The sequence below is a fragment of the Streptomyces sp. NPDC049879 genome (assembly GCF_044461265.1).
Taxonomy (GTDB): Bacteria; Actinomycetota; Actinomycetes; order Streptomycetales; family Streptomycetaceae; genus Streptomyces.
Window position 1 is genome coordinate 85,682 of record NZ_JBITKT010000008.1, and the last position, 26,929, is coordinate 112,610.

Consider the following 26,929-nt stretch of genomic DNA (forward strand, 5'->3'; position numbering starts at 1 on the left):
GCCCGGGAGCGCGGTCCGGCGGCGGGGTGCGGCGCGGTGGGGGCGGGGTCGTCCGGTCATCCCGTCACCGTAGCCCGGCCGGTGGGGGTGCCCGGGTGCCGGGAGGCGGCGGCGGGGCGTGCGGCGGCCTGTGACATTGTCATGGCCGGACTGTTGCCCGCGATGGACCGGCGGGGCCGATCCGGCGCTGTCATGTCCGCGCCTGTCCGATAACTCCCCCTCTGGGACGGCGCGTTCCGCGGTCGCGCGCGCCGGGGGCGCACGACTTGCGGGGGTACGGTGCGCCGCTCGCGCCCCCTAGGGTGCCGTGCCGTGAACCCCACCACGCCCGCAGCCCTCGGCACCGTTCCGCCGGACGACGACGGGGAAGGGACCGGTTCCCCCGGCCTCACCCGCCGCGTCTTCCTCCAGGCGACCGCGACCGCAGGTGCCACCGCCGCCCTCGTCCCCGCCGTCACCGCGCCCGCGTCCGCCGCCACCCCGGCGGCGTCCCGTACGGCGCCGCTCACCTTCACCGCCGCCACCAACGGCGCCGCCACCCTCTCCCCCGCCGGGGACCGCCTCGTCGCGGAGGTGCAGGGCGTCCTGTGGTCCGTCCCGCGCGGCGGCGGCGCCGCCACGGCCCTCACCCCGTCCGACCTCGAACCGACCCGCCCGCACTTCGCACCCGACGGGCGGACCCTCGTGGTCACCGCCTACCGCGACGGCGGCTACCACCTGTTCACCCTGCGCGCGGACGGCTCGGAGCTGCGGCAGCGCACCGAGGGCCCGTGGGACGACCGGGGCCCCAGCTGGTCGCCCGACGGCACGCGGATCGCGTTCTCCTCCGAGCGCGGCGGCGACACGGTGGCGGGCGGCCCGTACCGCGTCTGGACCCTGGACGTGCGCTCGGGCGCGCTCACGCGGCTCACCGGACTGCCCGGCCAGGACGGGCCGTTCCAGGGCGGCGCCTGGGAGGACTTCGACCCCGCCTGGTCGCCGGACGGCCGGCGGGTGCTCTTCGTCCGCGCGGCGGTCGGCGCGCCCGGCGAGCTGCGCGCGCGGACCGTCGCGGCGGTGTCCGCGGACGGCACCGGCGCCGTCACCACCGAGCACTCCGACACGGGGACCGGGCAGATCATGGTGCCCGCGCTCTCCCCCGGCGGCAGGCTCGCGTACCTGCGCACCACGCCCCAGCCGGGCGCGTCGTGCACGCTCGTGGTGGACGGCGCGGCCGTGCCCGTCGAGGGGGACATCCACCCCGTCCCGGTGCGCTGGATCTCCGACGACTCGCTCCTGCTCACCGTGGACGGGCAGTTCCGCATCGTGCGCCCCGGGTCGCCCGGCGGCGGCGAGGAGATCCCGTTCACCGCGACGCTCCCCGTACGGCGCGACGACTACCGCCCCAAACGCCGCTCGCTGGACGACGGCGGCCGCCACTCCGTGCGCAGCCTGCACATGCCCGCGCTCTCGCCCGACGGACGTCAGGTCGTCTTCGCCGCGCTCAACGCCCTGTGGACCGCGCCCGTCGACGGCCGCTCCCGGCCGCGCCGCGTCCTGCGCGCGGACCCGACCCGTTACGTCCTCGCGCCGACCTGGACCCCTGACGGCGAGGGCCTGGTCTACGCGGACGACCGGGACGGCCTGTACGCCGTACGCCGCCGCGGCCTCCGCTCGGGCGAGGAGACCGTACTCGCCACCGGCGGACGCGTCTTCCCCGCCCTGTCCCCCGACGGGCGGCGGCTCGCGGCCCTGACGATGGCCGGGGACCTGGTCGTCCGGGATCTCGACGCCGGTACGGAGCGCACCCTGGCCGCGCCGCTGGCGGGCGGCGGCCTGCCGGGCCGCCCCAGCTGGTCGCCCGACGGCCGGTACGTCGCGCTGTGCGACCGGAACCGGATCAACCAGCGCTTCCGCGAGGGCTACAACCTGATCCGCGTCGTGGACACGGAGGACGGCACCGCCGTCCTCCACGCCGTCGCCCCGCACACGTCCCTGTCCGACCGCTACGACTCGGGCCCGGTGTGGTCCCCCGACGGCCGGTGGATGGCCGTCGTCGCCGAGTCCGCGCTGTGGCTGCTCCCGGTGGAGCCGGACGGGACACCCGCGGGTGAGGCGCGCAGGCTCACGTCCGAGGCGGCGGACCACCCGTCCTGGTCGGGCGACTCGCGCACGCTCCTCTACCTGTCGGCGGGCAGGCTCCGGCGGATCGGGGTGGACGGCGGGCGCCCCGTCACCGTGCCCGTGGACCTGTCCTACCGGCGCCCCCGCGCCGCCGACACGGTGGTGCACGCCGGGCGGCTGTGGGACGGCACGTCGGACGCGGTCCGGCGCGACGTGGACATCCTGGTGCGGGACGGCCGGATCGCGGCGGTCGAGCCGCACCGCGCCGGACGGCGGGCTGACCGGCACGTGGACGCCTCCCGCAGGACCGTTCTTCCTGGCCTGTGGGACGCGCACACCCACCCCTGGCAGTCCACGTACGGCGGGCGCCAGACGGCGCTGCAGCTCGCGTACGGCATCACGACCGCCGTCTCGCTCGGCGGGTTCGCCTACGAGCAGGCGCGGCTGCGGGAGGCGGTCGCCGCCGGGGAGCTGGCGGGCCCGCGGCTGCTGGCGACGGGCGAGCTGCTCGACGGCGGCCGCGTCGGCTACAGCATGGGGCGCGCGCACCGCACGCGGGAGGGGCTGCGGCGCTCGCTCGACAGGGCCGCCGGGCTCGACTGGGACTTCGTCAAGACGTACGTGCGGGCGCCGCTGTGGCTGATGAACGAGGCGACGGCGTACGCGCACGAGCGTCTGGGGGTCCGGGCGGGCAGCCACTACTGCGCGTCGGGCATCCACAGCGGGCAGGACCTGACGACGCATCTGCAGGCGACGCAGCGTGCGGAGTACGGGCACGCGACCTCGGGCACGGGGCGGTCAGGGCAGGACGTGGAGGAGATCTACACGGGCACGGACTTCCGGCTGATCGCCACCCCGTTCACGGCGCTGCCGCTGCTGGGGGCGGATCCGGGACTGGCGGACGATCCGCGGGTCGCCGTGCTGATGCCGCCGTGGGACGTGCCGCTGGTGCGCGACCAGGCGGGGCGTCCGCCGACGGACGCCGAACTGGCGGCGCTCGACCGGGAGACGGCGGTCTACCGGCGGCTGGTGGCCGGGGGCGGGCTGGTGGCGCTGGGGACGGACCAGCCGCTCGTGCCGGTGGGTCTGCACCTGCACCTGGCGCTGCGCGCGCTGCACCGGGCGGGGCTGTCCACGGCGGCGGTGCTGCGTTCGGCGACGTCGGTGCCGGCGCGGGTCTTCGGGCTGGACGAGCACCTGGGGACCGTGGAGGAGGGGAAGCTGGCCGATCTGACGGTGGTCGACGGCGATCCGTTCCAGGACTTCGCGTCGCTGGTCCGCACGGTCGCGGTCCTGCGGGGCGGGCACGTCTTCGAACAGGCCGCGCTGACGGGCGCGTTCGAGGGGGCCGTGCCGGAGGGTGCGGAGGGAGGGCCGTCGCCGCACGCGGAGACCTGGCGGGACGCCGGGCGCCGGATGCGGCGGGACGGCTGCTGTGACGGCGCTCTCTGACGAGGAGCGGGGCGTTACTTCTTCTTGCCGTGGTGGTCCACGTCGTTGATGCAGACGTTGCCCGCGGCCGGGTTGAGGAGGGCGATGATGTTGATGCTGTTGCCGCAGACGTTGATCGGGACGCTGACCGGGATCTGGACGACGTTGCCCGAGAGCACGCCGGGCGAACCGGCGGCCACGCCGTGGGCGTCCGCGTCGGCGGCGGCGGGGAGGGCCGTGCCCAGGACGGCGACGGCGGAGAGTGCGGCAGCGGTGAAGGCGGTGCGGATACGCATGGGAAAGGGGCTCCTTGCCGTGGGAGATCAGGGTGGGTGACCGGGGTCATCCGGGGTTCATCTGACCCCTGGAGGGCGTGCCGCGGCGGGCATTGGGCCGTCCGGGGGCGTGGCAGGGCGGGTCCGGCCACGCCCCCGGGCCGCGCCGGTGCCCGGCTAGCATCGGTGCATGGAACGCTCCGTCGTGCTGCACGTGGACGCGCCGCCGGGCGCGCCTTCCGTGCCCGCCTTGCTGCTCAGACCGTGGGAGGCGGCGGACGCGCCCGCCGTGCTGGACGCGTTCGGGGACCCGGCGATGCGCCGCTGGCTGGTCTCGCGGGTGGACGACGGGCCTGGCGCCGCCCGGTGGGTGGCGGAGCAGCGGCAGGGCTGGGCGGACGGCGGACGGCTGGCCTTCGCGGTGGTCGGCCGGGTGCCGGGCGCCGGGGACGGCGGTGACCGCGTGCTCGGCAACGTGGTGCTCAAGGGCGCGGTGCGCGGCGGGCGTTCGGCCGAGGTCGGGTACTGGACGGCGCCCGCCGCGCGGGGGCTGGGAGTGGCCACCCGCGCGGTCGGGGCGCTGACCGACTGGGCGTTCGCGACGTTCGGCCAGGACGGGCTCAGCCGCCTGGAGCTGCTGCACCAGGAGGACAACGCCGGATCGTGCGCCGTCGCCGCGAAGTGCGGCTACGCGCTGGACGCCGTCCTGCCCGCGTCACCTCCCGACTTTCCGCGGGACGGCCATCTGCACGTCAGACGCCGGGGTTGGTGAGCGGACCTGAGGGGCTCCCGCGCGAGCGCGGGCCAGGCCGCCGTCGCCGCGACCAGCAGGACCGCCCAGCCCCGGTGGACCGCGGTCCAGCGCGGGTCCTCCGGCCCGACGAACGGCGTGCGGCCCTCGGGCAGCAGCATGGCGACCGTGAACAGGGCGAGCAGGAGACCCGCGGCAGCGGTGCCGGGCTCCTCCGCGCCGCTGAACCGTACGCCGCCCGCCGCGAGGACGACGGCGAGCGCGACGAGCGCGGCGGCCTCCACCGACAGCGCCACCGGATGCGCGGCACGTCCGGCGGCGGCGCACGCCGCCCACCACAGGGCCGCGCAGGGCAGCACGGCGGCGAGCCTGACCGCCTGCCGCACGGTACGGCCCACGGGGAGGGTCCGCGCCGTGTGCCGCGCCGGGTCGTCCAGGACGAACGCCGCGCCGACGGCCTCGCACAGCGCGGCGATCCGCAGCAGCGCCAGGCGCGTCCCCGCCGCGTCCGTGAGCAGGGGCGCCGCCACCGCGAGCGCCAGGCCGAGCCCCCCGGCGGCGGCGAACAGCCGCCACGGGAGGCACCGCGCCTCGGCCCGCAGGAGCCCCCGGACAGTGGGCACACGGTGTCCTGTCGCCACGGTCCTCATACGCACGCCCACTCGCGGTCGGCGTCCGTCTCGGCGGGCGCGGGGACACCGAGCAGGCGTGCCGCGTCGTCGGTGGAGGCGCCAGGGGCCGTCAGTTCGGCCCAGTGCGCCCTGACGCGTTCGCCGACCCCGTCCGCCGGCAGGTCGAACAGCGCCCTGACGACGGCGGTCTCCCTGTCCCGGAGCGGAACGGCCGCTCCCGGCGCCTGGAGGACCGCCCCTCCCCCGAACTGCCGCTCTTGGCTGCTCTCGAACCGTGCCGGACCGTCCGGCACCGCGCTGACGGCCAGCCAGGCGATCACGACGGCGCGCGCGTCGCAGTACACCCCGGCCGTCGTCCCGTTGCGGACCACCACCTCCCGTGCCACTCCCGCGGCGAATTCCAGGTCGCGTACGCCGCCCCACGCGGTGCCGACCGTGACCTCCCCGGGCGACACCGCCGGTTCCTCTCCCCCGGACGATCCGGTCCCGACTTCCCCGGCAATCCGCTGACGTACCGTGAACGGGTGGTCGCCCAACGGAGTTCCCGACTCGGCGAAAACCTGCTCGACCACCCCGGCCCACTCGTCCGTCCAGGGCAGGAACTCGGGGAACGCGCAGTACGTCACCGGCCCGCGCCCGACGCATTCCTGCTGGTCGGCCGGGTCGTGCGCCGCGCGCTCCCGCGCCGCGACGAGGCCGTCGTCCGGCCCCATGACCTGTCCCGCACAGCCCGCCAGCGTGGCCGCCGAAGCCACTGCGGCCACGGCGGTGACCAGCCGGGTCCGCCCGCCGCCGACGCGGACCACCACCGCGCCCAGCACCGTGGCGAGCCCGGCGAGGTACAGCACGTGCCAGCCCGCGGGGCGTCCGACCAGCTCCGAGGGCAGCGCACCCGTGCCCTCGTCGAAGGCGATCGGCGCCAGCCAGCGCCCGCCGCCCGACGCGGTCGCCAGGCCCAGCAGCAGGGCCAGGACGCCGACCACGGCGAGGGGCGCCGCCAGTGGGGAGCGGACCGCCCGTCCGAGCGCCACCCCCGTCACCCCGAGCAGCGCGACGACCGCCGGTCCCGTGGCCAGTTCGGCGACCGAGGCGTGCCCCACCGCCCCCGGCCGCAGCGCCTCCCGCGCGAACTCCCCCGCGACCAGCGCCGCGACGACGAGGGCCGCCGGGAGCACGGACAGCAGATGCGCCGCCGTGCGCCGCCACACGGGCAGGACGAGGACGCCGAACTGGGCGTCCGTGCCGTGGCGCCGGGAGCGGGCGACGGCCGCGTTGGCGGCGAGCAGCACGGCGAGCCCGATCAGCGTGGGCCCGTACTGGGTCTCCCGGTCGGTCACTTGGAGCACCGGGTAGTCGCTGCCGGTCAGGGCCCGGCGCAGAAGCAGGGCCACGTGCCCGGTGAGGGCGAGGAGTACGAGCGGGTGGCGCAGGAGCCGGCGTGCCTCGACGGCGGCGAGGGCGAGCACGGGGCCGTACGGCCGGTGCGGGGCGGACGGCGTGTGCGGTACGGGTGCCGGGCGGCGGGCGAGGAGCGTCACGCGGGGACCTCCTGACTGTGCAGGGTCAGCAGGTAGCCGTCCTCCAGGGTGGGTTCGGCGGGGGACGCGCCGGGCGGGGGGTCGCCGAGGTTGCGGTAGGTGCCGACGCCGGTGCGCCATCCGGCCAGCGCGCCAGGGGCGCGGTCGCCGCCGGTCCAGACCCGTCCGGCGGCGCGTTGCCGCAGGTCGTCAGGCGGGCCGTCGAAGAGGACGCGCCCGGCGCCCAGGACGATCACGCGGTGGCAGAGCATCGCGACGTCCTCCGTCTGGTGGGTGGACAGGAGCACGGTCCGCGACTCGCCCGCCTCGGCGGTCAGTTCACGGAAGCGCATGCGCTTCTCCGGGTCGAGGCCGACGGTGGGCTCGTCCAGGACGAGGAATCCCGGGTCCCCGACGAGCGCGGCGGCCAGGGCCACGCGCTGCCGCATGCCGCCGGACAGCGCGCGGATGCGCCTGCCCCGCACGTCGCCGAGGCCCACCGCGTCGAGGACGCGCCTGACCTCCGCGTGCCGGGCGCGCCGGTCGGTGTGCTCCTTGAGGATGGCGACGTAGTCCACGAACTCGAAGGCGGTGAACGACAGGTGGAAGCCCGGGTTCTGCGGGAGGTAGCCGAGGACGCGGCGCGCCTCCGTGCGGCCGTGCGGGGTGGCGGGGTCGTGGCCCAGGATGCTGACCGTGCCCCGGTCGGGTGCCGCCGCGGTGGCAAGGACGCGCAGGAGCGTCGTCTTGCCCGCGCCGTTGGGCCCGAGGAGGCCGGTGACGCCGGGGCCGAGCCGCAGGGACACGTCGTCCAGGACGGTCCTGCGCCGGTGGGCGACGGTCAGCCCTGCCGCGGAGACGGCGGCGGAGACAGCGATGGGTGTGGCGGCGGTCATGGGAGCCTCCCGGCCCTGGGTCGGAGGTGGGGCACGGGCCGGCCCGCGCCGTCGAAGCGGTCGCGGGCGGCCACGAGCGCGCCCGTGGCGGCCAGCGCCGCCGCGGCGCCGGTGAGCTGTCCTGCCGCCGTGAGGGGGAACGGGTCGCCCTCGGCGAGGAGGCGCCCGGCCACCAGGGCGGCCACCCAGGCCGCACCGACGACGGCGGGCGCCGCCACCGGGCCGAGCCGGGGCATCAGCAGCAGCCCGAGCGACATCAGCGCCAGCGCGGCCGGGAGCCACCCGGCGGTGACCAGCGCCGCCGACGGCACCGCGAGGCTCGCCAGCAGCGCCGCCGGGACGGTGGTGAGCAGCACGGCCACAGCGCGGATCAGCAGCAGCCGGAACGTGTGCAGCGGCGCGACCACCGCCGTCTCGTACAGCGGGTCGATCCGGGGGCCGAACGAGACGGCGACCCCGGCGAGCGGCAGCAGCGGCGCCGTCGCCAGGAGCAGCAGCGGCGTGCCCGCCTGGCCCACGGCGGCGGCGAGGACCAGCGTCAGCGCGACGGCGGCCAGCCAGGAGCGGCGCATCACGGGGGTGGCGGCGAGGAGCCGGGCGGTGTGCTCGGGGACACCGCAGCGCACCAGCGCGGATTCGGCGGGTCCCGGGCGGGGGGCGTCCAGTTCGGCGTCGAGGCAGGCCCAGCCCCTGTCCGTGACGGCGGGGTCGGTGGCCCCGGCGAGGGCGGCGCGGCAGGGCGCGCAGGTCGTGAGGTGGGTGTCCACGGACCACAGGCGGGGGGCGTGCAGGGTGCCCGCCGCGTAGTCCCTGAGGTCGTCGGGTGTCGCGTGCCACGTCATGTGAGCTCCTCCCTGAGCTGCCTGCGGGCGCGCAGGGCGCGGGTCTTGACGGTGCCGGGCGGTATGCCGAGGAGGGCGGCGGCCTCGCGGGTGGTCAGGCCGTCGACGACGGTCGCCTGGAGGACGGCGCGCAGTTCCGGGGAGAGGCGGGCGAGCGATCCGGCGAGGTCGCCGTGCTCGACGCGGGCCAGGACGAGTTCCTCGGCGGACGCCGCGTCGCGGTGCCGCAGCCGGTGGAGTGCCTGCCGCAGGCGGCCGCGGGCCCCGTCGCCGCGCAGGCTGTCGACGAGGCGGCGGGCGGCGATGCGCCACAGCCAGGCGGCGGGGTCGCCGTCGTGCCGGTAGCGTGCCGTGCCGCGCCAGAGGGCGAGGAACGTCTCCTGCACGATGTCGTCCACGCGTGCCGGGTCGGCGCAGCGGCTGCGCAGGCGTGCGGCGAGCCAGGGCGCGTGGCGGCGGTAGACCTCCTCGAAGGCGCCGCGGTCCCCTTCCGCGGCGGCGCGCAGCAGCGCTCCGTCGTCGCCCGGGGGCGGGTGGTTCTTGTCTGTCACGTCCGGGGATCGCACGAGAGGGTCCGAACGGTTCACGCCGGGCGTGGACCGTCCTGCGGGGCGTGTGTCGTGTCCAGGTGGGCGGTGTCGCCGAACTGCGCGAGCCGCAGGTGCGATCCGTCGCCGGTCCAGCGGGAGACGGAGGCGTTGGGGACGATGGCCACCCCGCCGGGCGGTACGGAGGCGCCGATGCCGTCGATGGCGTAGCGCAGGCCGACGACCACGGCGTCGTGCGCGACGATCAGGACGCGCTGTCCCGGTGCGGCGGCGTCGAGTTCGGCGAGGAGGCCGCGGACGCGCAGGGCGACGTCGGCGAGGGATTCGCCGCCCGGCGGGCGGTAGAGCCAGTCGCCGAGGCGTTCCCTGCGGGCGGCCTCGGCGGGGGCGCGGGAGCGGATGGCGGCCGGGGTGTGCAGTTCGAAGACGCCCATCTCCCGGTCGCGCAGCCGCTCGTCGAGCAGGAGGGGCGCGCCGGGGGCGCGGCCGAGGCGGGCGGCCTCGCGGCGCATCAGCGCCCAGGTGTCCCGGGCGCGGCGGTACGGCGAGCAGAGCACGAGGTCGGGGCCGCCGCCGGTGCCGAGTCCGGCGAGCCAGGCGCCGAGCGCCGCCGCCTGGGCGACGCCCGCGGCGGCGAGCGGCACGTCGCCGTCGCCGCCGTCGAGCACGGCGTCGGTGACACCGTCGGCCTTGGCCCGTTCGAACACGGCGTTGGCCTCGCTGCGGCCGTGCCGGATCGCGGTCAGCTCCGCGAGGCGGTGCGGCACGGGCAGCGGCGCCGCCGTGCCGGGGACGTCCGCTTCTTCCGGCTCTACCGGCTCTTCCGGCTCATTCGCTCTGTGCGCCACAAGGCGTCATGCTCTCACCGCCGCCCCGGCGCCGGGCGTCAGTCCTTCCACGCGCCCGCCGCGGCGGCGTCCCTGGTGTACGCGGCGAACGAGCGCGGGGGGCGGCCGAGCGCCTCCTCGACACCGTGGACGACGGACGCGTTCCTGCCGTCCGTGATGAGGGCGAAGAGGTCGGCGAACTCGCCGGGCAGCCCGTGCTCCGCGAGCGCGGCGCGGTACTCCGCGTCGGTCACCGGGATGTAGGTGACGGTCCGGCCGATGGCCGCGGACAGCTGCGCCGCGACGTCGTGGAAGCCGAGCAGCTCGGGCCCGGACAGCTCGTACGTGCGGCCGGTGTGCCGGGGGTCGGTGAGCGCGGCGACCACGACGTCGGCGATGTCGTCGGCGTCCACGAACGGCTCCACGGCGTCGCCGACCGGCAGCGCCAGCTCGCCCGCCAGCACGGGGTCGCGGAAGAAGCTCTCGCTGAAGTTCTGCGCGAACCAGTTGGCCCGCACGACCGTCCAGTCGGCGCCGGACTGCTTCAGCCGCTCCTCGCTGCGCACCGCGCCCTCCTCGCCCCGCCCGGACAGCAGGACGAGGCGCCGCGCGCCCGCCGCGACGGCCGCCTCGGCGAAGGCGCCCACGGCCTCGTCGGCGCCGGGGAAGGCGAGGTCGGGGTAGTAGGTGACGTAGACGGCGCCGACGCCCTCCAGGACGGCGGGCCAGGTCTCCGGCTTCTCCCAGTCGAACGGCGGCAGGCCTCCGCGGGAGCCGATGCGGACGGGCAGGCCGCGGTCGGCCAGGCGGGAGGCGACGCGGCGTCCGGTCTTGCCGGTGCCGCCGACGACGAGGATGGGCTTCTCGGTGTGCTGTGCGTGCTCGGTGTTCGTCATGCCTTCAGCAAACCGTGGACGCCCGGCGGTGGGCCATGGCCGTTGCTCTCGGGCGCATAAGCGAACGTCTCGGCGCCCGGCACGGCGGGAACCCCGGGGCGGCCCGGCGGCGTCTAGAACACGTGTCCTTGATTACCAGTCAGGTGCAGAGGGGCCCCGTCGCCGGGCACATGATCGTGTGCGGTGACGACGTGCTGGCGGCCAGGCTCGCCTCTGAACTGCACCAGGTGTACCGGGAGCGCGTCACGCTCGTCGCGCCGCCCGCCCCCGCGCCCGGGGGCGTACCGGCGGCGTCGAGCCGTACGCGGATCTCCGCGCTGCTCGGCCGCGTCACGCCGCGCGGCCGGACGGCGCCGCTGCCGCCCGTGCCGAGCCAGTCGGGCTTCATACCGATCCCCATCAGGGAGATCGAGGCGGCCGAGGCGACGGAGGACGTGCTGCGGCAGGCGGGCGCGCAGGGGGCCGCCGCGCTGGCGGTGGTCTACGACGACGACGTGACCAACATCCGTGTCGCGCTCGCCGCCCGCAGGCTCAACCCCCGCCTGCGGCTGGTGATCCGGCTGTACAACCGCAAGCTCGGCCAGCACCTGTCCGACCTGCTGGACCAGGCGGCGGCCGTGGCGGCGGAGGCGCCGGGCGGCGCGGCGGTCGTGGACGCGACGACCACCGTGCTGTCCGACGCGGACACGGCCGCGCCCGCCCTCGCGGGCGCGGCGGTCGTCGGCACCCGCAAGGTCGTCCAGGCGGACGGGCTGCTCCTGCACGCGGTCGAGCGCACGCCGCCGAGCAGCGGCGAGCAGGCGCGCCCCGGGCTGTGCACGCTGGCCCTGCTGTCGTCCACGGCCGACGACCCGGGGGGCGCCGAGGGCACGGACGGCGGCGGCCCGCGCGACCCCCTGCTGCTGCCCGACGACGCGACGGTGGAGGCGGCGGCCGGGCGGCGCACGGTCGTGCTGGAGGCGATCACGCGCGCGCCGGCCCCGCCGAAGCTGCGCCGGACGGGGCGCGCCGCCGCGCTGCGGGACGTCGTGCCCTCCAAGCTGCTGTGGGCGGTCGGCGGGATCGCCACGTCGGTGGTGGCGCTGGCCGTCGCGCTGTCGTGGTCGACGGGGGACCATCCGCTGCACGCCGCGTACCTGACGCTGCTGGACCTGTTCGCGATCGGGGACCCCGCGACGGAGGAGCCCGTGCCGCGGCAGATCCTCCAGCTGGTGTCCGGGCTGGCGGGGCTCGCGCTGCTGCCGATCCTGGTGGCCGCCGGGCTCCAGGCGCTGGGCGCGTTCCGGGGGGCGTCCGCGCTGCGGCGGCCGCCGCGCGGCCTGTCGGGGCATGTGGTGCTGCTGGGGCTGGGGAAGATCGGCACACGTGTGCTGGAGCAACTGCGAAGCCTCGACATACCGGTGGTCTGCGTGGAGGAGGACCCGGAGGCGCGGGGCATTCCGCTGGCGAGGCGGCTGCGCGTCCCCGTGGTGCTTGGCGACGCGACGCAGGAGGGGCCGCTGGAGTCGGCGAAGATCCACCGCGCCCGCGCCCTGCTGTCGCTGACCAGCTCGGACGCCACCAATCTGGAGGCGGCGCTGTACGCGCGGACCGTGGCGCCGGACCTGGGCGTGGTGCTGCGGCTCTACGACGACGACTTCGCGACGGCCGTCTACCGCACCCTGCGCGCCGCGCACCCGGACGCCCTCACCCGCAGCAGGAGCGTGTCCACGCTGGCGGCCCCGGCGTTCGCGGGCGCGATGATGGGGCGCCATGTGCTGGGGGCGGTACCGGTCGAGCGGACGGTGCTGCTGTTCGCGGCGATCGAGGTGGCGGGGCAGCCGCGCTTCCGCGGGCGGACGGTCGCGGAGGTCAACAGGCCGGGCTCCTGGCGCATCATCGCGCTCGACACCGCGTCGCCGGACGAGCGGCGGCCCGACCTGGCCGCGTCGCGGACGGCCGGGCTGCTGTGGGACCTGCACCCGGGGTACGTGCTGCGAGCCGAGGACCGCGTGGTGCTGGCGGCGACCCGGCAGGGGTTCGCGGAGCTGCTCGGCCGCCGCTGACCGGGGGCGTCAGGCCGGGTCGGTAACCTGCCCCGCCCGGTCCCCCGGGGCCCAGACCCCGGCGGCGGTGCCCTCGCGCACGTGCCGCTCGTACGTGGCGACCTTGCCGCGGATGATCTCCAGGTGCGCGGCGAGTCCGGCCATCCGCGCCTCGACCTCCCTCTCGTGCGCGCGCAGCAGGGCCAGGCGCGCCTCCTCGTTCCCCGGGCCCGAGCGCACGAGTCCGGCGAACTCCCTGATGACGGCGATCGGCATGCCCGACTCGCGCAGCCGGTTGCACAGCTGGAGCCACTCGACGTCGGCCCGCCCGTAGACGCGCTGCCCGCCGCTCGTGCGGGCGACCGGGTGCAGGAAGAGGCCCTCCCGCTCGAAGAAGCGCAGGGCGTGGACGCTGAGCGCCGTCTCCTCCGCGACCTGCCCGATGGACAGCCGTTCGCCGTGCCTGGTCATGCGGCGATGGTAGGCGCTTGACCTCGCGTGCGGTCCAGCTCCTACGGTCCGCGCCATGACGACGGACACACATGTGAAGACGGGATTCGGCGCGTGGAGCACGGCGGCCGAGGTGCTCGCCGGGATCGACCTGACCGGGCGGACCGCGCTCGTGACGGGCGGCGCCTCGGGTCTTGGCCTGGAGACGGTACGGGCCCTGGCGGGCGCGGGGGCACGCGTCGTCGTCCCGGCCAGGCGGCCGGACGCGGCGGCGGTGGCGCTGGCGGGGATCGCCGGGACCGAGGTGGCGGGGATGGACCTCGCGGACCTGGGGAGCGTGCGGGCCTTCACGGACGCGTTCGTGGCCTCGGGGCGGATCCTCGACATCGTGGTGAACGGCGCGGGCGTCATGGCCTGCCCCGAGACGCGGGTCGGGCCCGGCTGGGAGGCGCACTTCGCGGTCAACCACCTGGGGCACTTCGCCCTGGTCGGCGGCCTGCGGCCCGCGCTGGCCCCGGGGCGCGCGCGGGTGGTGTCGGTGGCGTCCTCCGGCCACTTCCTCTCGCGCATCCGCTGGGACGACCCGCACTTCCGCGACGGCTACGACCGGTGGGCCGCCTACGGCCAGTCCAAGACGGCGAACGCGCTGTTCGCGCTGCACCTCGACACGCTGGGCGCGGCGGACGGCCTGCACGCGTACGCCGTCCACCCGGGCAGCATCCTGACGCCCCTCCAGCGGCACATCCCCCGGGACGAGCAGATCGCGCTCGGCTGGATGACGCCGGACGGCACGCCCGCCGACGGGTTCAAGTCGCCGGAGCAGGGCGCGGCGACGGCCGTGTGGGCGGCCACGTCGCCGCTGCTCGACGGGCACGGCGGCGCGTACTGCCAGGACTGCGGGCTCGCGCGTCCGGCGGAGAGCGACGACATGCTGGTGGGCGGGGTCAAGCCGTGGGTGCGGGACCGGGAGGCGGCGGCGCGCCTGTGGGCGCTGTCGGCGGGGCTGACGGGCGTGGACGCCTGGCGTCCGTGAGGCGGGGGGCCGCAGGGGCGAGCCGGACGCTCAGCTGGCTCCCCAGTTCGTGGAGGCCCAGGGCGCGCGCGACGCGGCGGGACGCCTCGGGCCTGGCGCGCCACTGGGGCAGCAGGCCGTCGGCCAGGGCCCGGGAGACGGCGGCGGAGCCGACCCGGCGGGCGAGGCCACGGCGGCGGGCGTCCGGGGCGACGAGCACCGACACGTGGGCTGTGCCGGCGGGCCAGATCGAGTGGCCCGCCGCCGCGACGATGCGGGGGCCGTCCCGCAGCACGGAGACGGGGGACGTCACCTCGTCGAGCCCGCTCTCGCCCGCGTCGTCGGCGCCGGACTCGGCCAGCAGCCGGGCGAGCCCCGGGTCGTCCGGCGGCACCGTCCCGGCCGCCGCGTCCGGGTCCGGCCGGAAGCCGGTGGGTGGCGCGTAGGCCAGCGCGGCGGGGCCGAGGACGTCGTCCACCGGAAGCGCGGCCCGTACGGCGTCGGGGTCGGTGAGCGCGGCGCCGGGGAGGGCGGGCAGGGCGCGGCGGACCGCCGTGGCGGTGTCCTCGTCGGGCACGGTGATCAAGGCCGTGTCGGCGAGGACGACGATGCCCGCCCAACCGGGTGGTGCGAGGCGGGAGTCCGGCGAGACGGCCACGGCGCGCCCGCCCGGTGCGGTGGGGAACGGCGGTGCGGGGGCGGCCAGTGCGGTCCACAGGCGGCGGGCGGCGGGCAGGGCGGTTGCTTCCATCGCCCGATCATGGCGCGTGGGCCCGCCGCCGCGCGCGCGGGTTTCCGGCTCAGGGCCGCGCGACGATCTTGACGGCCGTGACCACCATGACCGGGTGCGAGACGTAGTAGACGACGAAGGCGCCGGCGACGGTCGCCTCCCTGCGGTCGCGTTCCTTCCCGACCGGGCAGGAGCCGTGGCCGTAGGGGTCGCGGCCGAGGGTGGCGCTCATCTCGGACTCGAAGAGCGTGCGGGCGGGCGCCGACAGGGCGCGGCGCGCCTCGTCGGCCAGCGGGGCGAACTGCACCCGGTAACCGCTCACGCGGCGCCGGACCCGCGGTCGCGGTCGTCCAGGGGCACGCAGCCGGAGAGGTCGCCGATCTCCAGGCGTGCGAACTCCTCCTGGACCTCCGCGACCGCCTGCGGATGCGTCTCCAGCGCCCAGTGGGCCAGGACCCGGTGGAGCCGGTCGCCCGGGGTGCTGCCCACCACGGCGTCGAACTCGTGGCGCCGCTGCGCGGGGAGCGCGGCGCGGATGCCGTCGATGGTGGAGGGCAACTCGACCATGCCGTCCCCCACATAGGTGACCCAGGTCGCCTCCGACGTCTCGCCCATCCGCCGCCCTTCCGTGCCGCGCCCCCCGCGGATCCCGTCTGCCCGCATCCTTCCGCAGAAGGTGTCGCGGCCTCAAGACGTGGCGGGCTCCGGCTCCTCGGGGCCGTCGGCGTCTGGACCCGCCGCGGTGAGGTGTGCCGCGACTCCGGCGGTGGTGACGCCGAGTCCGGTGAGCGGGCCCGCGCCGTCCTCGAACTCAAGGGCGGCCAGCAGGAGATGATGCGTGCCGACGCGTTCGTCGCCTTGCCTGAGTGCCTGGCGGGTCGTCAGTTCCAGTGTCTTCTTGGCGCCCGCGTCGAAGGGCACCATCGCGGGGGCGCCGGGGTCGGGAGCGGGGAACGCGGGGGTGGCGGCCTCCCGTACCGCGTCGGCGGACACGCCCTGGGCCGCGAGGGCGGCGGCGGACGCCGAGTCCGGGTCGGCGACCAGGCCGACCAGCAGATGGGCGTGGGTGACGCGCGCGCTGTGCGCCGCCTGGGCGGCGTTGTGCGCGGCGACCACGGCGTTCTTGGCGCGGGTGGTGAAACGGGCGAAGCCGTCCTGGTCGCCGCCGCCCGCCTCGTCCTTCGGCTCCCTGGGGACGAAGCGCTTCTGCGCCGCCTGCCGGGTGACGCCCATGCTGCGTCCGATGTCGGTCCAGGAGGCGCCCGAGCGCCTGGCCTGGTCCACGAAGTGGCCGATCAGGTGGTCGGCCACCTCGCCGAGGTGGTCGGCGGCGACGACGGCGCCGGAGAGCTGGTCGAGGGCACCGGAGTGGCTCTGCTTGATGGCCTCGATCAGCTGGTCGAGGCTCACTGACGTGGTGAGGCGCGGTATCGCGGTCATGCGTCAACCCTAGGTTGACACCGACAGAGCGTCAACCCTTGGTTGACAGGCAAAAGTTGGCGGAATCAACCGCGCGGGGGCCCGACCCGTTCCGTGGAGGCGCCGAAGGGGAGGAACGTCCGCCGGTGCGCGAGCAGCCACGTGCCGCCGGTCCGGTGGAACTCGTCCTCGTAGTGGCCGACGTTCGCGGGCAGCCGGGGCGGGAGCATGCGGCCGTCGAAGCCGTCGACGCGGTACGTGGCCAGGTACGAGACGGCGGTCGCCGTGGACGGCGAGGTGACGGTGACGAGCACGTTCGTCATCAGGCGGCGGGAGAGGCGGTCGGCCGGGCGGCCCGCGAAGTAGGCGCGCAGCGCCTCCCGCCCCTCGACACGGCGGCCGTCCGCCTGCCACTCCCAGATCCCGCCGGGGGTGAACAGGTCGGCCACCGAGCCCGGTTCACCGAGGTCGAGCCGGTGGACGAACTCCAGGATCAGCCGCTCGCAGGCCCGTTCGGCGAGGAGGCGGTCCAGCGGGGACATGTCGTCGTCGGTCATACGGGCGTTGTACGGGGCACGCCGGAGCGCCCGCAACGGCTTTCCCCCGACGCCGTACCGCGAACGCCCCCTTTCTCGAACTCCCTTGCGGGCGGCGTGGCATGATGACCTTCCCCCCCGACCGGCAGCGTTCCTCACGCGGGAGAGCCATGTCTGAACGGAAGCCACCGGCCATCGACTCCTCGGTGCCGCACTCGGCTCGCATCTGGAACTACTGGCTCGGCGGCAAGGAGCATTACCAGGCCGACCGCGACATGGGCGACCAGATCATGAAGTACTTCCCGGAGATCGTGGAGAACGCGCGCGGCAACCGGTACTTCCTGTGCCGCGCCGTGCGCTTCCTGGCCGCCGACGCGGGCATCCGCCAGTTCCTCGACATCGGCACCGGCCTGCCCACCGAGGACAACACCCACGAGATCGCGCAGCGGATCGCGCCCGAGACGCGCGTCGTCTACGTGGACAACGACCCCCTGGTCCTGGCCCACGCCCGCGCGCTGCTGACCAGTTCGCCCGAAGGCGCCACCGACTACATCGACGCCGACGTGCACGACCCCGACGCCATCCTGGAGAAGGCCTCCGCCACCCTGGACCTCTCGCAGCCGGTGGCGCTGATGCTCCTCGGCATCCTCCAGTTCGTGCCCGACTCCGACGAGGCGTCCGCCATCGTCAGGCAGCTGCTGGACGCCCTGCCCGCGGGCAGCTACCTGGCCCTGTCGCACCCCACGAACGCGGTGCGCGGCGCCCGGATGGACGCGGCCGTGCAGCAGTGGAACGAGGGCGGCGGCTCGCCGACGCTGACGCTGCGCACCCCTGAGCAGGTGACCCGCTACTTCGACGGACTCGACCTGCTCGACCCCGGCGTGGGGTCCACCGCGCTGTGGCGCCCCGAGCTGTTCGACGCGGACTTCACCAGCCCGATCGACGACTTCGGCGGCGTGGCCGTCAAGCGCTGACACCGCCGGGCGGGCCGCCGTAATCCGGCTGCCCGCCCCGCGCGTCCTGTGCTCGACTGTGCCGATGCACCCGTCACCGCTCGGCCCGCCGCTCGACGTACGCCCCCTCTTCCCCGAAGAACGCGCCGCGCTCCTCGACCTGCTCGCCGCGCTGGCGCCCGCCGACTGGGCGCGCCCGACGGCCTGCCCCGGCTGGGACGTGCGGAACGTGACGGCGCACATCCTGCACGGCTACGTCCGCCGCCTCTCCCACGGGCGCGACGGGCACGAGGGCGGCCCCGCCCCCGCGACCGGCGAGGCGCTGCCCGCGTTCCTGACACGGGCGAACGGGGACTTCGTCGCCACCGCGCGGCAGTTCAGCCCGCGCCTGCTGCGGGACCTCATCGGGCACCTCGGCCCGCAGACCGACGCGTACTGGACGGGCATCGCGATGGCCGGTCCCGCCGGGGTGGACGTGTCCTGGGCGTCCACCGGGGCGCCGGCACCGGCGTGGCTGGACGTCGCGCGCGAGTACACGGAGCGCTGGACGCACCAGCAGCAGATCCGGGACGCGGTGCTGCGTCCCGGCGCGGACGGTCCGCGGCTGCTCGCGCCGGTCCTCGACACGTTCCTGCGGGCCCTGCCCCACACCCTGCGCGGCCTCGACGCGGCGGCGGGGACGGCGGTGCGGGTGACCGTGCCCGGCGACGCGGGCGGGCGGTGGACCGCCGTGCGGGGGCCGGAGCAGTGGGAGCTGCGCGACAGCGGGGAGCGGCCCGCCGCCGAGGTCGTCGTCGACGCGGACACGCTGTGGCGCCTGGCGACGCGCGGCGTGGAACCGGGCGAGGCCCTGCGAGCGGCCGGACTGCGGGGCGACCGGGCCCTCGGGGAGGCGGTGCTCGGCATCGTCGCGATCGTCCGCTGACGGCGCCGCGCGCGGCGGTCCCGATTTTTTTCCGCGCCACGGTAGAAAACGCGGTCCGCCGTTCGTCGTGGGGATGATGCGAGAGGAACGCGCCATGCACACGATGCCCGACCTGACCGACCTGACCGACCTGACCGCCCCCGACGATCTGCCGGACCTGTACGCCGCCGTCACCGGCGCCCGCGTGGACGTCACCGTCACGGTCCCCCTGCCGAGGGACCGCGTCTGGAGACTGATCACCGATGTCGGCCTGCACGGGGTGTGGAGCCCCGAGTGCTTCCACGCGTCCTGGCTGCCGGACACGCCGCGGCCCGTACGCCCCGGCGCGCGCTTCGCCGCGCGCAACCGCTATCCGGACGGCTCCGAGTCCCAGGTCGTCTGCCAGGTCACCGAGGCCGTCGCGCCGGTCGTCTTCGCCTGGGCGGTGCTGGACGGGCGCGGCGACGTGGCGCGGCCGTCCGCCCTGTGGCGCTACGAGCTGGGTCCCGCCGCCGGCGCGGGCCGCACCGAGGTGCGGCACTCGTTCGTCCACGGCCCCGGGGACAGCGGGGCACGCGCGGCGGCGCTGCGCGCCCCTGAGACACTCGCCGGGCGGCTCGCGGCGCTGCGGCACAACATGGAGCTGTCGCTCGCCGCGATGGCACGGACGGAGGAGTACCGGTGAAGTACCTGCTGATGATCTGCACGGACGAGGACTTCGACGCGCCGCAGGACGAGCTGGACCCGACCGCGTGGGTCGAGGAGATGGACCGCAGGGGCGTCCGGCTGTTCGGCGACGGGCTCAGGCCGCCCGGGGAGGCCACGACAGTGCGGGTGCGCGACGGCTCGGTGGTCCTCACCGACGGGCCGTTCACCGAGACGAAGGAGCAGATCGGCGGGATCGACGTCATCGAGTGCGCCGACCTGGACGAGGCGGTCGAGGTGGCCGCGCGGCATCCGATGGCGCGGTTCGGGATGATCGAGGTGAGGCCGTTCTGGTCGTGAGTCACGCCGCCGGGACGCCGGGGGCGGCGGTCCGCGAGGCCGTCGCCGCGGCGTGGGCGGCCGAGTGGAGCCGCGTCGTGGGCGCGCTGATCCGGCTCACGGGCGACTGGGACCTGGCGGAGGAGTCCGCCCAGGACGCCTTCGCCCGCGCCCTGGAACGGTGGCCGTCCGACGGCGTGCCCGAGCGCCCCGGCGCCTGGCTGATGACGACCGCGCGCAACCGCGCCGTGGACCGCCTGCGCCGGTCCGCCACGGAGGCGGCGAAGCTGCGCGAGGTGGGCGCCGAGGCGGAACGTGCGGGCGCGGCGGTGTCCCCCGGCGCCGACCTGGCGGCCAGGGACGACGGGGACGGCGGCGACGGCCTGGCGGACGACCGGCTGCGCCTGATCTTCACCTGCTGCCATCCCGCGCTGTCGCCGGAGGCCCGCGTGGCGCTCACGCTGCGTGCGGTCGCCGGGCTGGGCACGGCGGAGATCGCCCGCGCCTTCCTGGTCCCCGAGCGGACGATGGGGCAGCGCCTGTTCCGGGCGAAGAGCAAGATCCGGCACGCGGCCATCCCGTTCCGGGTGCCGCCGCCCGAGGCGCTGCCCGAGCGGCTGGACGGCGTGCTGAGCGTGCTGTACCTGCTGTTCAACGAGGGGTACGCGGCGACGGCGGGGCCCGCCGTGGTCAGGACGGGGCTGACGGCCGAGGCCGTCCGGCTGGCGCGCATGGTGGCCGGGCTGCTGCCCGGCGAGCCCGAGACGGGCGGGCTGCTGGCGCTGATGCTGCTCCAGGACGCGCGCGGCGCGGCCCGTACCGACGAGGCCGGGGACTTCGTGCCGCTCGCCGAGCAGGACAGGTCGCGCTGGGACGCCGCCCGCATCGCGGAAGGCCTGTCGGTGCTCGACGCGGCGCTGAGCCTGCGGCGCCCTGGGGCCTACCAGGTGCAGGCGGCCATCGCCGCCTGCCACGCGGCGGCGTCCGGCCCGGCGGACACCGACTGGCCGCAGATCGCCCTGCTGTACGGGCAGCTCGCCCGCTTCACACCGGGTCCCGTGGTGGAACTGAACCGCGCGGTGGCCGTCGCGATGGCCGAGGGCCCGGCCGCCGGTCTCGCGCTGCTCGCGCCGCTCACGGAGCAGGGGGCGCTCGCGGGCTACCACTTGCTGCCCGCGACCAGGGCGGACCTGCTGCGGCGGCTCGGCCGCCACGCCGAGGCGGCGACCGCCTACGGGGAGGCGCTCGCCCTCGCGACGTCGGACACCGACCGCCGCTACCTGGCCGCCCGGCTGGCGGCGGCCACGGAGTCGGCGGCCGGTGGCGGCGGGGCCCCGGCGGGCTGACGGCCCGCCGGACGGCGCCCCGCCCGGAGGACCGGTCAGACCTTCCGCCAGCGGGCCAGGGCCAGGGAGAAGGCACCGAACATCGCGAGCCCCACGGCGATCACCACGAGCAGCGCGGGCCCGGCGGGGGTCTCCGTGAAGCTGCGCAGGGTGTCGTCCAGTCCCTTGGTCTTGTCCGGGTCGTAGTCGGCCGCGGCCTGCACGGCGAACACACCGGCGACCGCGAAGGCCGCGCCGCGCGCCACCCCGCCGCCCACACCGAGGACGTCGACCACCTGACGCGTACGGCGGGTCATCTCCCCGCGCTTCAGGTGCTTGTGGTACTTGCGCATCACGGCGCGTATCGCGAGCGTCAGACCCGCCACGGCGACGCCGATGCCCACCGCGCCGACAAGCCACCGGCCGGCGGGCATGTCGAGCGCCTGGGCCGTGACGTCCTGCGACTGCTGGTCGCTCGACCCGCTGCCGCCCTCGCCCATCGCGAAGGAGAGGACCGTGTACGCGCCGAAGCTGTAGAAGACGAACCGCCCGAAGGACAGCAGGCGCTTGCCCGTCTTCTGCCCGTCGGCCCCGGAAGCGCCGAACAGCGCCTCGGACAGCCGCCACAGCGCCATCCCGACGAGCCCGATGCCGACGGCCCATATCAGGAAGCCGCCCAGCGGCTTCTCCGACAACTCGCGGAGGGCGCCGCCCTGATCGGCCTGCTCCTCCCCCGTGCCGAGAGCTATCTGGAGCGCCAGCAGCCCGATCAGCATGTAGATGACGCCGCGCGCGACAAGTCCCCAGCGTGCGGCGACATCCATGGCCGAGCTGTTGGCGGCCCGCCGGGCGCCCGCCCGGCCCCTCGCTCCGATTGCTGTGCCCATCGCTCTGCCTCCAGGTCGTGTCCCACTCGGCTGCCCCGGCCTCCCGAGCGGAAACGGGCCCCGGCGGCGCCGCGTTCCCGGCATCACGCATATTCACGTCGGAACACTGATGAAGTCGGCAAACGACACTCAAAGGCTTTTGATGGCCATCACGCGGTCGATTCCGGTCATCCGCCGGTTCCGTCCGGCCTTCCGGACCGGGAGGCGGACGTTGCGGAACATGCGGAAGCCGGGCGCACCCGCGAAGGGGTGCGCCCGGCTTCCGGCGCGTTCTAGGCGCGTACGAGCGGAGTGTCCACCAGGTGTTCGGCGAGGAACCACGACTCCAGCTCGCCCGTTCTGATGACCTCGGAGACGAGCAGGTCGTTCGTGCCGTCGTCGCCCATCTCGTCCGCGCGCTTCGCCGCGTCGTGGCAGTCGGTCAGGATCAGCTGGTGTGCCTCCAGCAGGCGCGAGAGCATCACCGGGACCTCCTCGACACCGTTCGGCGGGCGGGGGATCTTGGTGATCTCCGCCGTGTGCCGCGGGTCGCCGACGGCCACGCCGCCGAGCGTCTGGACACGCTCCGCGATGGTGTCCACCAGCTCCAGCTGCTCCCCCGCGTGCTTGTCGAGCAGCAGGTGGAGCGAGTAGAAGGTCGGGCCGCGCATCAGCCAGTGATACTTCTTGTACAGGCTGTAGAGGATCTGGCTGTCGCTGAGCACCTGGTTCAGCCGCTGGCAGGAGTACATCCGGGTGTCGTAGGACAGCGACATCGGCAGCTGCCTGACGGTGCCGAACTCCTGGATCACCTCGCCCTGCTGGTGCAGCCACGGCTGGCTGCTGCCGGCCGATTGGTTCTTGGATACGGACTTGAGCCTTGCCATGGACCGCCTCCTGTGTCTCCCGCCGTGCGCCGCGGACTCTCCCGCCACTCTAGGAAGGGGCGGGGTGATCGGCATCCGCGCCGCCGCCGGGCGGGTGGTGCCCGCCGTCCGGCCTCCGTGCCCACCGGATCTCGCCGTCCTGCACATAGGGGGTCGGTGCGAGGCCCACGGCCCGCGCGACGGCGGCCGAGGCGTGGTGGTCCGGGTGGATGTGGGCGACGAGGCGGTGGACCGACCGGTCCGCGAGCCAGCCGGCGAGCCCGCGCGCGGCCTCGGTGGCGATGCCCCGGCCCTGCCAGGGGGCGCCCACCACCCAGGCGATCTCGGCCACCGGGTCACGGCCCGTGACGGCCGGGTAGGTGACGGTGGCCTGCACGGTGCCGGTGAGCCGCCCCTCGTCACGCAGGCCGATCAGCCAGTTGCACCACGCGACCGCCGGATCGGGGGATCCGGCGGCCATGCGCGCGTACCGCGACCGCAGCGCCTCGGGGGTGGGCGGCGCGCCGCCCGTGAACCGGTAGAGGCCGGGGTCCGCGAGGACCCCGGCCATCTCGTCCGCGTGCTCGGCGCGCAGGGGGACCAGGACAAGGCGGTCGGTCCCTATGGGGCCGGGAAGCAGCGGTCCCGGCCGGGGCGCCGGGGTGCTCAGCGGCCGATCTTCGCGCGGGAGACGAGCGAGACGCCGATGGCGGCGAGAGCGATCTGGATCAGCCATTCGACCCAGTCCACACCATCGGTGTCGTTCACGTCGAGTCCCGCCGCGATGGCCGAGCCGATGAGGGCCGCGATGATACCGACGGCGATCGTCCAGAGGATGCCGATGCGCTGGCGTCCGGGCAGTACCAGACGGCCCAGGAGACCGATGATGAGACCGATGACGATCGCGCTGATAATGCCGGAGATTTCCATCATCACACCTTTGGTCCGTTGATCCAGGGGTTCCCTCCGGGTGCCCAGGTCTACGCCACTCACGCCCAGGAAACGTCACGCGGGAACGGCGCCCGTGTCGCCCCAGGTCGTGACCCGTATCTCGTCCCCCACCGCCACGCGCCCCGGGCGCACGACGGAGAACTTCGCGCCGAACGACACCCCGCCTCCCCCGCCCGTCCCCGCGCGCGCCTGCCGCCGGTAGCGGGCCAGGGTCCGCAGCGGCTCGGGGCCCGACCTGGCGCCGCTCGCCTGGTCGACCAGGGTGACGGCGCAGCGGACGGCGGCCTTGGTCCAGCCGAGCAGCGCCCCGCCGACGGCCGCCTCGCGCACGCGGTCCTCGGTATGGGGATCCGGCCAGCCGGTCACCACGATGTTGGGCCGGAAGCGGTCCATCGGCAGCGGCGGCCCGCCCGAGGCGGCGATCCGCGCGTTGAGGTCGTCGAGGCTGGCGACCGACAGCAGGTGGACGGCGGAGCTGTCGGCGTAGCCGGAGGTGCCGGGCGTCAGGCCGTCGGTGACACGGGCGTGGTCCGGCGGGACGCGGACGAGACGGCTCGGGGCGGCCAGCACCTCCGAGAACCAGGCGGCGGCGTCCGCGCCCTGGTCTACGGCGCCGTACGGCTTGCCGAAGAGGGTGACGGGCCGGACGGGTCCCGCCGCGGTCACCGGGATGTCGAGCGGGTCGAGCCCCGGCGCCTCCAGCGTCAGGCGGCTCCCGTCCTCGCTGACCCGCGGGCGTATCAGGGCCAGCCGGGGGTCGCCGCGCTGGCTGCGGAAGACGCCCGCCGTGTCGGTGACCATGAACGCGCGGTCGTGCGGCGCTCCCGCCGGGCCGAAGTGGGCGGCGCGAACGGTCACTCCCGCACAGCCCTTGACCGGATAGGACGTCACTGCTTCAACACGGGGCACGGCGGCGAGCATACAAGCGCCCTGGCTACGATGATGCGGCCATGGACAGCGCACCGGATTTCCGCAGTTTCGTCGCCATCGGGGACTCGTTCACCGAGGGCATGTCGGACCTCATGCCGGACGGCACCTACCGCGGCTGGGCCGATCTGCTCGCCCAGCGTTTCGCGCAGCGCCGCGCCGGTTTCATGTACGGGAACCTCGCGGTGCGGGGCAAGCTGATGCGGCAGATCGCGGAGGAGCAGGTGCCCGCCGCGGCGGCGATGGGCGCGGACCTGGTGACCCTCGTCGGCGGCCTGAACGACGTGCTGCGGCCCCGCTGCGACATCGACCAGGTGTGCGGCCTGCTGCGGCAGTCGGTCGAGCAGCTGGCGCCCGCGTGCAAGCAGCTGGTGCTCATGCGCAGCCCGGCGCGGCGCGGGCCGGTCCTGGAGCGCTACCGGACGCGGCTCGACCGGCTGTTCGCGTACGTCGACGGGCTGGCCGCCGAGCACGGCGCGATCGTCGTGGACCTGTACGCCTCCGCGTCGCTCGGCGACCCCAGGCTGTGGGCCGACGACCGCCTGCACCTGACGGCGGAGGGGCACCGGCGGGTGGCGGAGGCCGTGTGGCAGCGGCTGGGGTACGAGAGCGACGCCGTGTGGGACACCCCGCTGCCGGTGGCCCTGCCCCCGCGCTGGTACGCGCGGCGCGCCGCCGACGCGCGGTTCGCCAGGGAGCACCTGCTGCCGTGGATCGGGCGGCGCCTGACCGGCCGGTCCTCCGGGGACGGGCGGGCGCCGAAGCGTCCCGACCTCGCCCCGCCGCTGGGTGAGGAGTAGCCCGTAGAATCCCGTGGCGTGACTGACAAGCCCCGCATTCCGAACGTCCTGGCCGCCCGCTACGCCTCCCTGGACCTGGCCGGGCTCTGGTCCCCCGAGCACAAGGTGGTGCTGGAGCGCCGCCTGTGGCTGGCGGTGCTGCGGGCGCTCGACGAGCTGGGCGTCCCGGTGCCCGCGGGCGCGGTCGCGGACTACGAGCGCGTGCTGGAGCGGGTGGACCTCGCGTCGATCGCGGAGCGCGAGCGGGTCACGCGGCACGACGTGAAGGCGCGCATCGAGGAGTTCAACGCGCTGGCGGGGCACGAGCAGGTGCACAAGGGCATGACGTCCCGCGATCTGACGGAGAACGTCGAGCAGCTCCAGATCCGGCTGTCCCTGGAGCTGGTGCGCGACCGCACGGTGGCCCTGCTCGCGCGGCTCGGGCACCTGGCGGCCGAGTACGGCGAGGTGGTGATGGCGGGCCGCTCGCACAATGTCCCGGCGCAGGCCACCACGCTGGGGAAGCGTTTCGCCACGGCGGCCGACGAGCTGCTGGTGGCGTTCGGGCGCCTGGAGGACCTGCTGGCCCGCTACCCGCTGCGCGGCGTGAAGGGCCCGGTCGGCACGTCCCAGGACATGCTGGACCTGCTGGGCGGCGACGAGCGCAAGCTGGCCGAGCTGGAGGGCAGGATCGCGGGCCACCTGGGCTTCGGCCAGGTCCTCACCTCGGTCGGGCAGGTCTACCCGCGCTCGCTGGACTTCGAGGTGACCACGGCGCTGGTGCAGCTGGCGGCGGCGCCGTCGTCGCTGGCCAAGACCATCCGGCTGATGGCGGGGCAGGAGCTGGTCACCGAGGGGTTCCAGCCGGGCCAGGTCGGCTCGTCGGCGATGCCGCACAAGATGAACACCCGGTCGTGCGAGCGGGTCAACGGCCTCGCGGTCGTCCTGCGCGGCTACGCGTCGATGACCGGGGAGCTGTCCGGCGACCAGTGGAACGAGGGCGACGTGTCCTGTTCCGTGGTGCGGCGGGTGGCGCTGCCCGACGCGTTCTTCGCGTTCGACGGGCTGGTGGAGACGTTCCTGACGGTGCTGGACGAGTTCGGCGCGTTCCGGCCCGTGGTCGCGCGCGAGCTGGACCGCTACCTGCCGTTCCTCGCCACCACGAAGGTGCTGATGGCCGCGGTGCGCGCCGGTGTCGGCCGGGAGACGGCGCACGAGGCGATCAAGGAGCACGCGGTCGCGTCCGCGCTGGCGCTGCGGGAGGGCGCCGAGCGCAACGAGCTGCTCGACCGGCTCGCGGCGGACGAGCGCGTACCGCTCGACCGGGCGGGGCTCGACGCGCTGATGGACGACCGGCTGTCGTTCACCGGCGCGGCGGCCGGGCAGGTCGCGGCGGTGGTCGCGCGGATCGAGGACGTCGTCAAGCGGTATCCGGCGGCGGCGGGCTACCGGCCCGGCGCGATCCTCTGAGCGCGGGGACGCGGG

The 26,929-nt window shown here is 75.6% G+C and carries 30 protein-coding genes; 11 read left to right on the plus strand and 19 right to left on the minus strand.

Going from position 1 to position 26,929, the window contains the following annotated elements; genetic code table 11:
- The first annotated feature begins 312 nt into the window (after positions 1-312).
- Positions 313-3,555, plus strand: coding sequence for an amidohydrolase family protein (locus ACIBPC_RS25290; RefSeq protein WP_398847768.1), 3,243 nt, complete (start codon positions 313-315; stop codon positions 3,553-3,555).
- A gap of 14 nt (positions 3,556-3,569) precedes the next feature.
- On the opposite strand, the gene ACIBPC_RS25295 is transcribed toward ACIBPC_RS25290, so the two are convergent.
- Positions 3,570-3,830 carry a chaplin gene (locus ACIBPC_RS25295; RefSeq protein ID WP_398847770.1) on the minus strand — a complete coding sequence of 87 codons (261 nt, stop codon included), beginning with the start codon at positions 3,828-3,830 and terminating at the stop codon, positions 3,570-3,572.
- A 169-nt stretch (positions 3,831-3,999) separates the two neighbouring features.
- Here ACIBPC_RS25295 and ACIBPC_RS25300 point away from each other — a divergent pair, with 169 nt between their 5' ends.
- On the plus strand, positions 4,000-4,581 hold the full coding sequence (locus tag ACIBPC_RS25300) for a GNAT family N-acetyltransferase (protein WP_398847772.1): 582 nt from the start codon (positions 4,000-4,002) through the stop codon (positions 4,579-4,581).
- Here ACIBPC_RS25300 and ACIBPC_RS25305 read toward each other — a convergent pair.
- From ACIBPC_RS25305 to ACIBPC_RS25335, 7 genes are all read right to left on the minus strand, one after another.
- Positions 4,497-5,183 (minus strand): ABC transporter, encoded by a 687-nt coding sequence (locus tag ACIBPC_RS25305; protein ID WP_398847773.1) that lies wholly within the window; start codon positions 5,181-5,183, stop codon positions 4,497-4,499. The two genes, ACIBPC_RS25300 and ACIBPC_RS25305, sit on opposite strands and share 85 nt — an antisense overlap.
- A gap of 23 nt (positions 5,184-5,206) precedes the next feature.
- Positions 5,207-6,730 (minus strand): ABC transporter permease, encoded by a 1,524-nt coding sequence (locus ACIBPC_RS25310; RefSeq protein ID WP_398847775.1) that lies wholly within the window; start codon positions 6,728-6,730, stop codon positions 5,207-5,209.
- Positions 6,727-7,605 (minus strand): ABC transporter ATP-binding protein, encoded by an 879-nt coding sequence (locus tag ACIBPC_RS25315; protein WP_398847777.1) that lies wholly within the window; start codon positions 7,603-7,605, stop codon positions 6,727-6,729. The genes ACIBPC_RS25310 and ACIBPC_RS25315 overlap by 4 nt, the downstream gene beginning before the upstream one ends.
- A complete protein-coding gene (locus ACIBPC_RS25320) occupies positions 7,602-8,447 on the minus strand; it encodes a zf-HC2 domain-containing protein (protein WP_398847779.1) in 846 nt (281 codons plus the stop codon). The genes ACIBPC_RS25315 and ACIBPC_RS25320 overlap by 4 nt, the downstream gene beginning before the upstream one ends.
- Positions 8,444-8,998 carry an RNA polymerase sigma factor gene (locus ACIBPC_RS25325; protein ID WP_362967899.1) on the minus strand — a complete coding sequence of 185 codons (555 nt, stop codon included), beginning with the start codon at positions 8,996-8,998 and terminating at the stop codon, positions 8,444-8,446. The genes ACIBPC_RS25320 and ACIBPC_RS25325 overlap by 4 nt, the downstream gene beginning before the upstream one ends.
- Before the next feature lie 32 nt (positions 8,999-9,030).
- Positions 9,031-9,768 (minus strand): histidine phosphatase family protein, encoded by a 738-nt coding sequence (locus tag ACIBPC_RS25330; protein WP_398848049.1) that lies wholly within the window; start codon positions 9,766-9,768, stop codon positions 9,031-9,033.
- Positions 9,769-9,881: 113 nt separating this feature from the next.
- Positions 9,882-10,718: an NmrA family NAD(P)-binding protein gene (locus ACIBPC_RS25335; protein ID WP_398847781.1), complete on the minus strand. Its 837-nt coding sequence runs from the start codon at positions 10,716-10,718 to the stop codon at positions 9,882-9,884.
- A gap of 170 nt (positions 10,719-10,888) precedes the next feature.
- On the opposite strand from ACIBPC_RS25335, the gene ACIBPC_RS25340 reads away from it, so the two are divergent.
- On the plus strand, positions 10,889-12,763 hold the full coding sequence (locus ACIBPC_RS25340; protein WP_362967967.1) for an NAD-binding protein: 1,875 nt from the start codon (positions 10,889-10,891) through the stop codon (positions 12,761-12,763).
- Positions 12,764-12,772: 9 nt separating this feature from the next.
- On the opposite strand, the gene ACIBPC_RS25345 is transcribed toward ACIBPC_RS25340, so the two are convergent.
- Positions 12,773-13,213, minus strand: coding sequence for a MerR family transcriptional regulator (locus tag ACIBPC_RS25345; protein WP_398847783.1), 441 nt, complete (start codon positions 13,211-13,213; stop codon positions 12,773-12,775).
- A 55-nt stretch (positions 13,214-13,268) separates the two neighbouring features.
- Here ACIBPC_RS25345 and ACIBPC_RS25350 point away from each other — a divergent pair, with 55 nt between their 5' ends.
- Positions 13,269-14,225: an oxidoreductase gene (locus tag ACIBPC_RS25350; protein WP_398847784.1), complete on the plus strand. Its 957-nt coding sequence runs from the start codon at positions 13,269-13,271 to the stop codon at positions 14,223-14,225.
- Here ACIBPC_RS25350 and ACIBPC_RS25355 read toward each other — a convergent pair.
- From ACIBPC_RS25355 to ACIBPC_RS25375, 5 genes are all read right to left on the minus strand, one after another.
- Positions 14,137-14,955: a GNAT family N-acetyltransferase gene (locus ACIBPC_RS25355; RefSeq protein ID WP_398847786.1), complete on the minus strand. Its 819-nt coding sequence runs from the start codon at positions 14,953-14,955 to the stop codon at positions 14,137-14,139. The two genes, ACIBPC_RS25350 and ACIBPC_RS25355, sit on opposite strands and share 89 nt — an antisense overlap.
- Before the next feature lie 49 nt (positions 14,956-15,004).
- The gene (locus tag ACIBPC_RS25360) at positions 15,005-15,256 is read right to left on the minus strand and encodes a hypothetical protein (RefSeq protein WP_398847787.1); all 252 of its coding nucleotides are present in this window, start codon (positions 15,254-15,256) and stop codon (positions 15,005-15,007) included.
- Positions 15,253-15,549: a hypothetical protein gene (locus ACIBPC_RS25365; protein ID WP_362967911.1), complete on the minus strand. Its 297-nt coding sequence runs from the start codon at positions 15,547-15,549 to the stop codon at positions 15,253-15,255. Before ACIBPC_RS25365 ends, ACIBPC_RS25360 begins: the two co-directional genes overlap by 4 nt.
- Positions 15,550-15,621: 72 nt before the next feature.
- Positions 15,622-16,374, minus strand: a complete 753-nt coding sequence (locus ACIBPC_RS25370) for a Clp protease N-terminal domain-containing protein (protein WP_398847789.1) — start codon at positions 16,372-16,374, stop codon at positions 15,622-15,624.
- A 65-nt stretch (positions 16,375-16,439) separates the two neighbouring features.
- Positions 16,440-16,910: a nuclear transport factor 2 family protein gene (locus ACIBPC_RS25375; protein WP_398847791.1), complete on the minus strand. Its 471-nt coding sequence runs from the start codon at positions 16,908-16,910 to the stop codon at positions 16,440-16,442.
- Positions 16,911-17,059: 149 nt separating this feature from the next.
- On the opposite strand from ACIBPC_RS25375, the gene ACIBPC_RS25380 reads away from it, so the two are divergent.
- The 5 genes from ACIBPC_RS25380 (at position 17,060) to ACIBPC_RS25400 (ending at position 21,076) form a co-directional block, all read left to right on the plus strand.
- Positions 17,060-17,863, plus strand: coding sequence for an SAM-dependent methyltransferase (locus ACIBPC_RS25380; RefSeq protein WP_362967917.1), 804 nt, complete (start codon positions 17,060-17,062; stop codon positions 17,861-17,863).
- Between the two features lie 64 nt (positions 17,864-17,927).
- Complete coding sequence (locus ACIBPC_RS25385; protein ID WP_398847793.1) at positions 17,928-18,767, plus strand: maleylpyruvate isomerase family mycothiol-dependent enzyme; 840 nt, start codon at positions 17,928-17,930, stop codon at positions 18,765-18,767.
- Positions 18,768-18,861: 94 nt separating this feature from the next.
- On the plus strand, positions 18,862-19,431 hold the full coding sequence (locus ACIBPC_RS25390) for an SRPBCC family protein (RefSeq protein ID WP_398847795.1): 570 nt from the start codon (positions 18,862-18,864) through the stop codon (positions 19,429-19,431).
- Entirely contained in the window at positions 19,428-19,751 is a 324-nt protein-coding gene (locus ACIBPC_RS25395) for a YciI family protein (RefSeq protein ID WP_398847797.1), read from the plus strand. Before ACIBPC_RS25390 ends, ACIBPC_RS25395 begins: the two co-directional genes overlap by 4 nt.
- The gene (locus ACIBPC_RS25400) at positions 19,748-21,076 is read left to right on the plus strand and encodes an RNA polymerase sigma factor (protein WP_398847799.1); all 1,329 of its coding nucleotides are present in this window, start codon (positions 19,748-19,750) and stop codon (positions 21,074-21,076) included. The genes ACIBPC_RS25395 and ACIBPC_RS25400 overlap by 4 nt, the downstream gene beginning before the upstream one ends.
- 35 nt (positions 21,077-21,111) lie before the next feature.
- Here ACIBPC_RS25400 and ACIBPC_RS25405 read toward each other — a convergent pair whose 3' ends face one another.
- From ACIBPC_RS25405 to ACIBPC_RS25425, 5 genes are all read right to left on the minus strand, one after another.
- Positions 21,112-21,942, minus strand: coding sequence for a DUF1206 domain-containing protein (locus ACIBPC_RS25405; RefSeq protein WP_398847800.1), 831 nt, complete (start codon positions 21,940-21,942; stop codon positions 21,112-21,114).
- Positions 21,943-22,214: 272 nt separating this feature from the next.
- Positions 22,215-22,808 carry a DNA starvation/stationary phase protection protein gene (locus tag ACIBPC_RS25410; protein ID WP_362967929.1) on the minus strand — a complete coding sequence of 198 codons (594 nt, stop codon included), beginning with the start codon at positions 22,806-22,808 and terminating at the stop codon, positions 22,215-22,217.
- 49 nt (positions 22,809-22,857) lie between these two features.
- Complete coding sequence (locus tag ACIBPC_RS25415; protein WP_398848052.1) at positions 22,858-23,457, minus strand: GNAT family N-acetyltransferase; 600 nt, start codon at positions 23,455-23,457, stop codon at positions 22,858-22,860.
- Entirely contained in the window at positions 23,454-23,717 is a 264-nt protein-coding gene (locus ACIBPC_RS25420; protein WP_362967971.1) for a GlsB/YeaQ/YmgE family stress response membrane protein, read from the minus strand. Before ACIBPC_RS25420 ends, ACIBPC_RS25415 begins: the two co-directional genes overlap by 4 nt.
- 75 nt (positions 23,718-23,792) lie before the next feature.
- Positions 23,793-24,659 carry an MOSC domain-containing protein gene (locus ACIBPC_RS25425; RefSeq protein ID WP_398847802.1) on the minus strand — a complete coding sequence of 289 codons (867 nt, stop codon included), beginning with the start codon at positions 24,657-24,659 and terminating at the stop codon, positions 23,793-23,795.
- 29 nt (positions 24,660-24,688) lie between these two features.
- Here ACIBPC_RS25425 and ACIBPC_RS25430 point away from each other — a divergent pair, with 29 nt between their 5' ends.
- A complete protein-coding gene (locus ACIBPC_RS25430) occupies positions 24,689-25,465 on the plus strand; it encodes an SGNH/GDSL hydrolase family protein (RefSeq protein WP_362967933.1) in 777 nt (258 codons plus the stop codon).
- Positions 25,466-25,483: 18 nt separating this feature from the next.
- Complete coding sequence (gene purB, locus ACIBPC_RS25435) at positions 25,484-26,914, plus strand: adenylosuccinate lyase (RefSeq protein WP_398847804.1); 1,431 nt, start codon at positions 25,484-25,486, stop codon at positions 26,912-26,914.
- Positions 26,915-26,929: the final 15 nt, after the last annotated feature.

Coding starts and splice junctions, on each gene's coding strand:
- ACIBPC_RS25390 (WP_398847795.1), top strand. CDS start 18,862: ATGCACACGATGCCCGACCTGACCGACCTGACCGACCTGACCGCCCCC.
- ACIBPC_RS25340 (WP_362967967.1), top strand. CDS start 10,889: ATGATCGTGTGCGGTGACGACGTGCTGGCGGCCAGGCTCGCCTCTGAA.
- ACIBPC_RS25335 (WP_398847781.1), bottom strand. CDS start 10,718: ATGACGAACACCGAGCACGCACAGCACACCGAGAAGCCCATCCTCGTC.
- ACIBPC_RS25430 (WP_362967933.1), top strand. CDS start 24,689: ATGGACAGCGCACCGGATTTCCGCAGTTTCGTCGCCATCGGGGACTCG.
- ACIBPC_RS25370 (WP_398847789.1), bottom strand. CDS start 16,374: ATGACCGCGATACCGCGCCTCACCACGTCAGTGAGCCTCGACCAGCTG.
- ACIBPC_RS25410 (WP_362967929.1), bottom strand. CDS start 22,808: ATGGCAAGGCTCAAGTCCGTATCCAAGAACCAATCGGCCGGCAGCAGC.
- ACIBPC_RS25425 (WP_398847802.1), bottom strand. CDS start 24,659: ATGCTCGCCGCCGTGCCCCGTGTTGAAGCAGTGACGTCCTATCCGGTC.
- ACIBPC_RS25405 (WP_398847800.1), bottom strand. CDS start 21,942: ATGGGCACAGCAATCGGAGCGAGGGGCCGGGCGGGCGCCCGGCGGGCC.
- ACIBPC_RS25365 (WP_362967911.1), bottom strand. CDS start 15,549: ATGGGCGAGACGTCGGAGGCGACCTGGGTCACCTATGTGGGGGACGGC.
- ACIBPC_RS25350 (WP_398847784.1), top strand. CDS start 13,269: ATGACGACGGACACACATGTGAAGACGGGATTCGGCGCGTGGAGCACG.
- ACIBPC_RS25380 (WP_362967917.1), top strand. CDS start 17,060: ATGTCTGAACGGAAGCCACCGGCCATCGACTCCTCGGTGCCGCACTCG.
- ACIBPC_RS25320 (WP_398847779.1), bottom strand. CDS start 8,447: ATGACGTGGCACGCGACACCCGACGACCTCAGGGACTACGCGGCGGGC.
- ACIBPC_RS25385 (WP_398847793.1), top strand. CDS start 17,928: ATGCACCCGTCACCGCTCGGCCCGCCGCTCGACGTACGCCCCCTCTTC.
- ACIBPC_RS25345 (WP_398847783.1), bottom strand. CDS start 13,213: ATGACCAGGCACGGCGAACGGCTGTCCATCGGGCAGGTCGCGGAGGAG.
- ACIBPC_RS25300 (WP_398847772.1), top strand. CDS start 4,000: ATGGAACGCTCCGTCGTGCTGCACGTGGACGCGCCGCCGGGCGCGCCT.
- ACIBPC_RS25315 (WP_398847777.1), bottom strand. CDS start 7,605: ATGACCGCCGCCACACCCATCGCTGTCTCCGCCGCCGTCTCCGCGGCA.
- ACIBPC_RS25355 (WP_398847786.1), bottom strand. CDS start 14,955: ATGGAAGCAACCGCCCTGCCCGCCGCCCGCCGCCTGTGGACCGCACTG.
- ACIBPC_RS25375 (WP_398847791.1), bottom strand. CDS start 16,910: ATGACCGACGACGACATGTCCCCGCTGGACCGCCTCCTCGCCGAACGG.
- ACIBPC_RS25295 (WP_398847770.1), bottom strand. CDS start 3,830: ATGCGTATCCGCACCGCCTTCACCGCTGCCGCACTCTCCGCCGTCGCC.
- ACIBPC_RS25420 (WP_362967971.1), bottom strand. CDS start 23,717: ATGGAAATCTCCGGCATTATCAGCGCGATCGTCATCGGTCTCATCATC.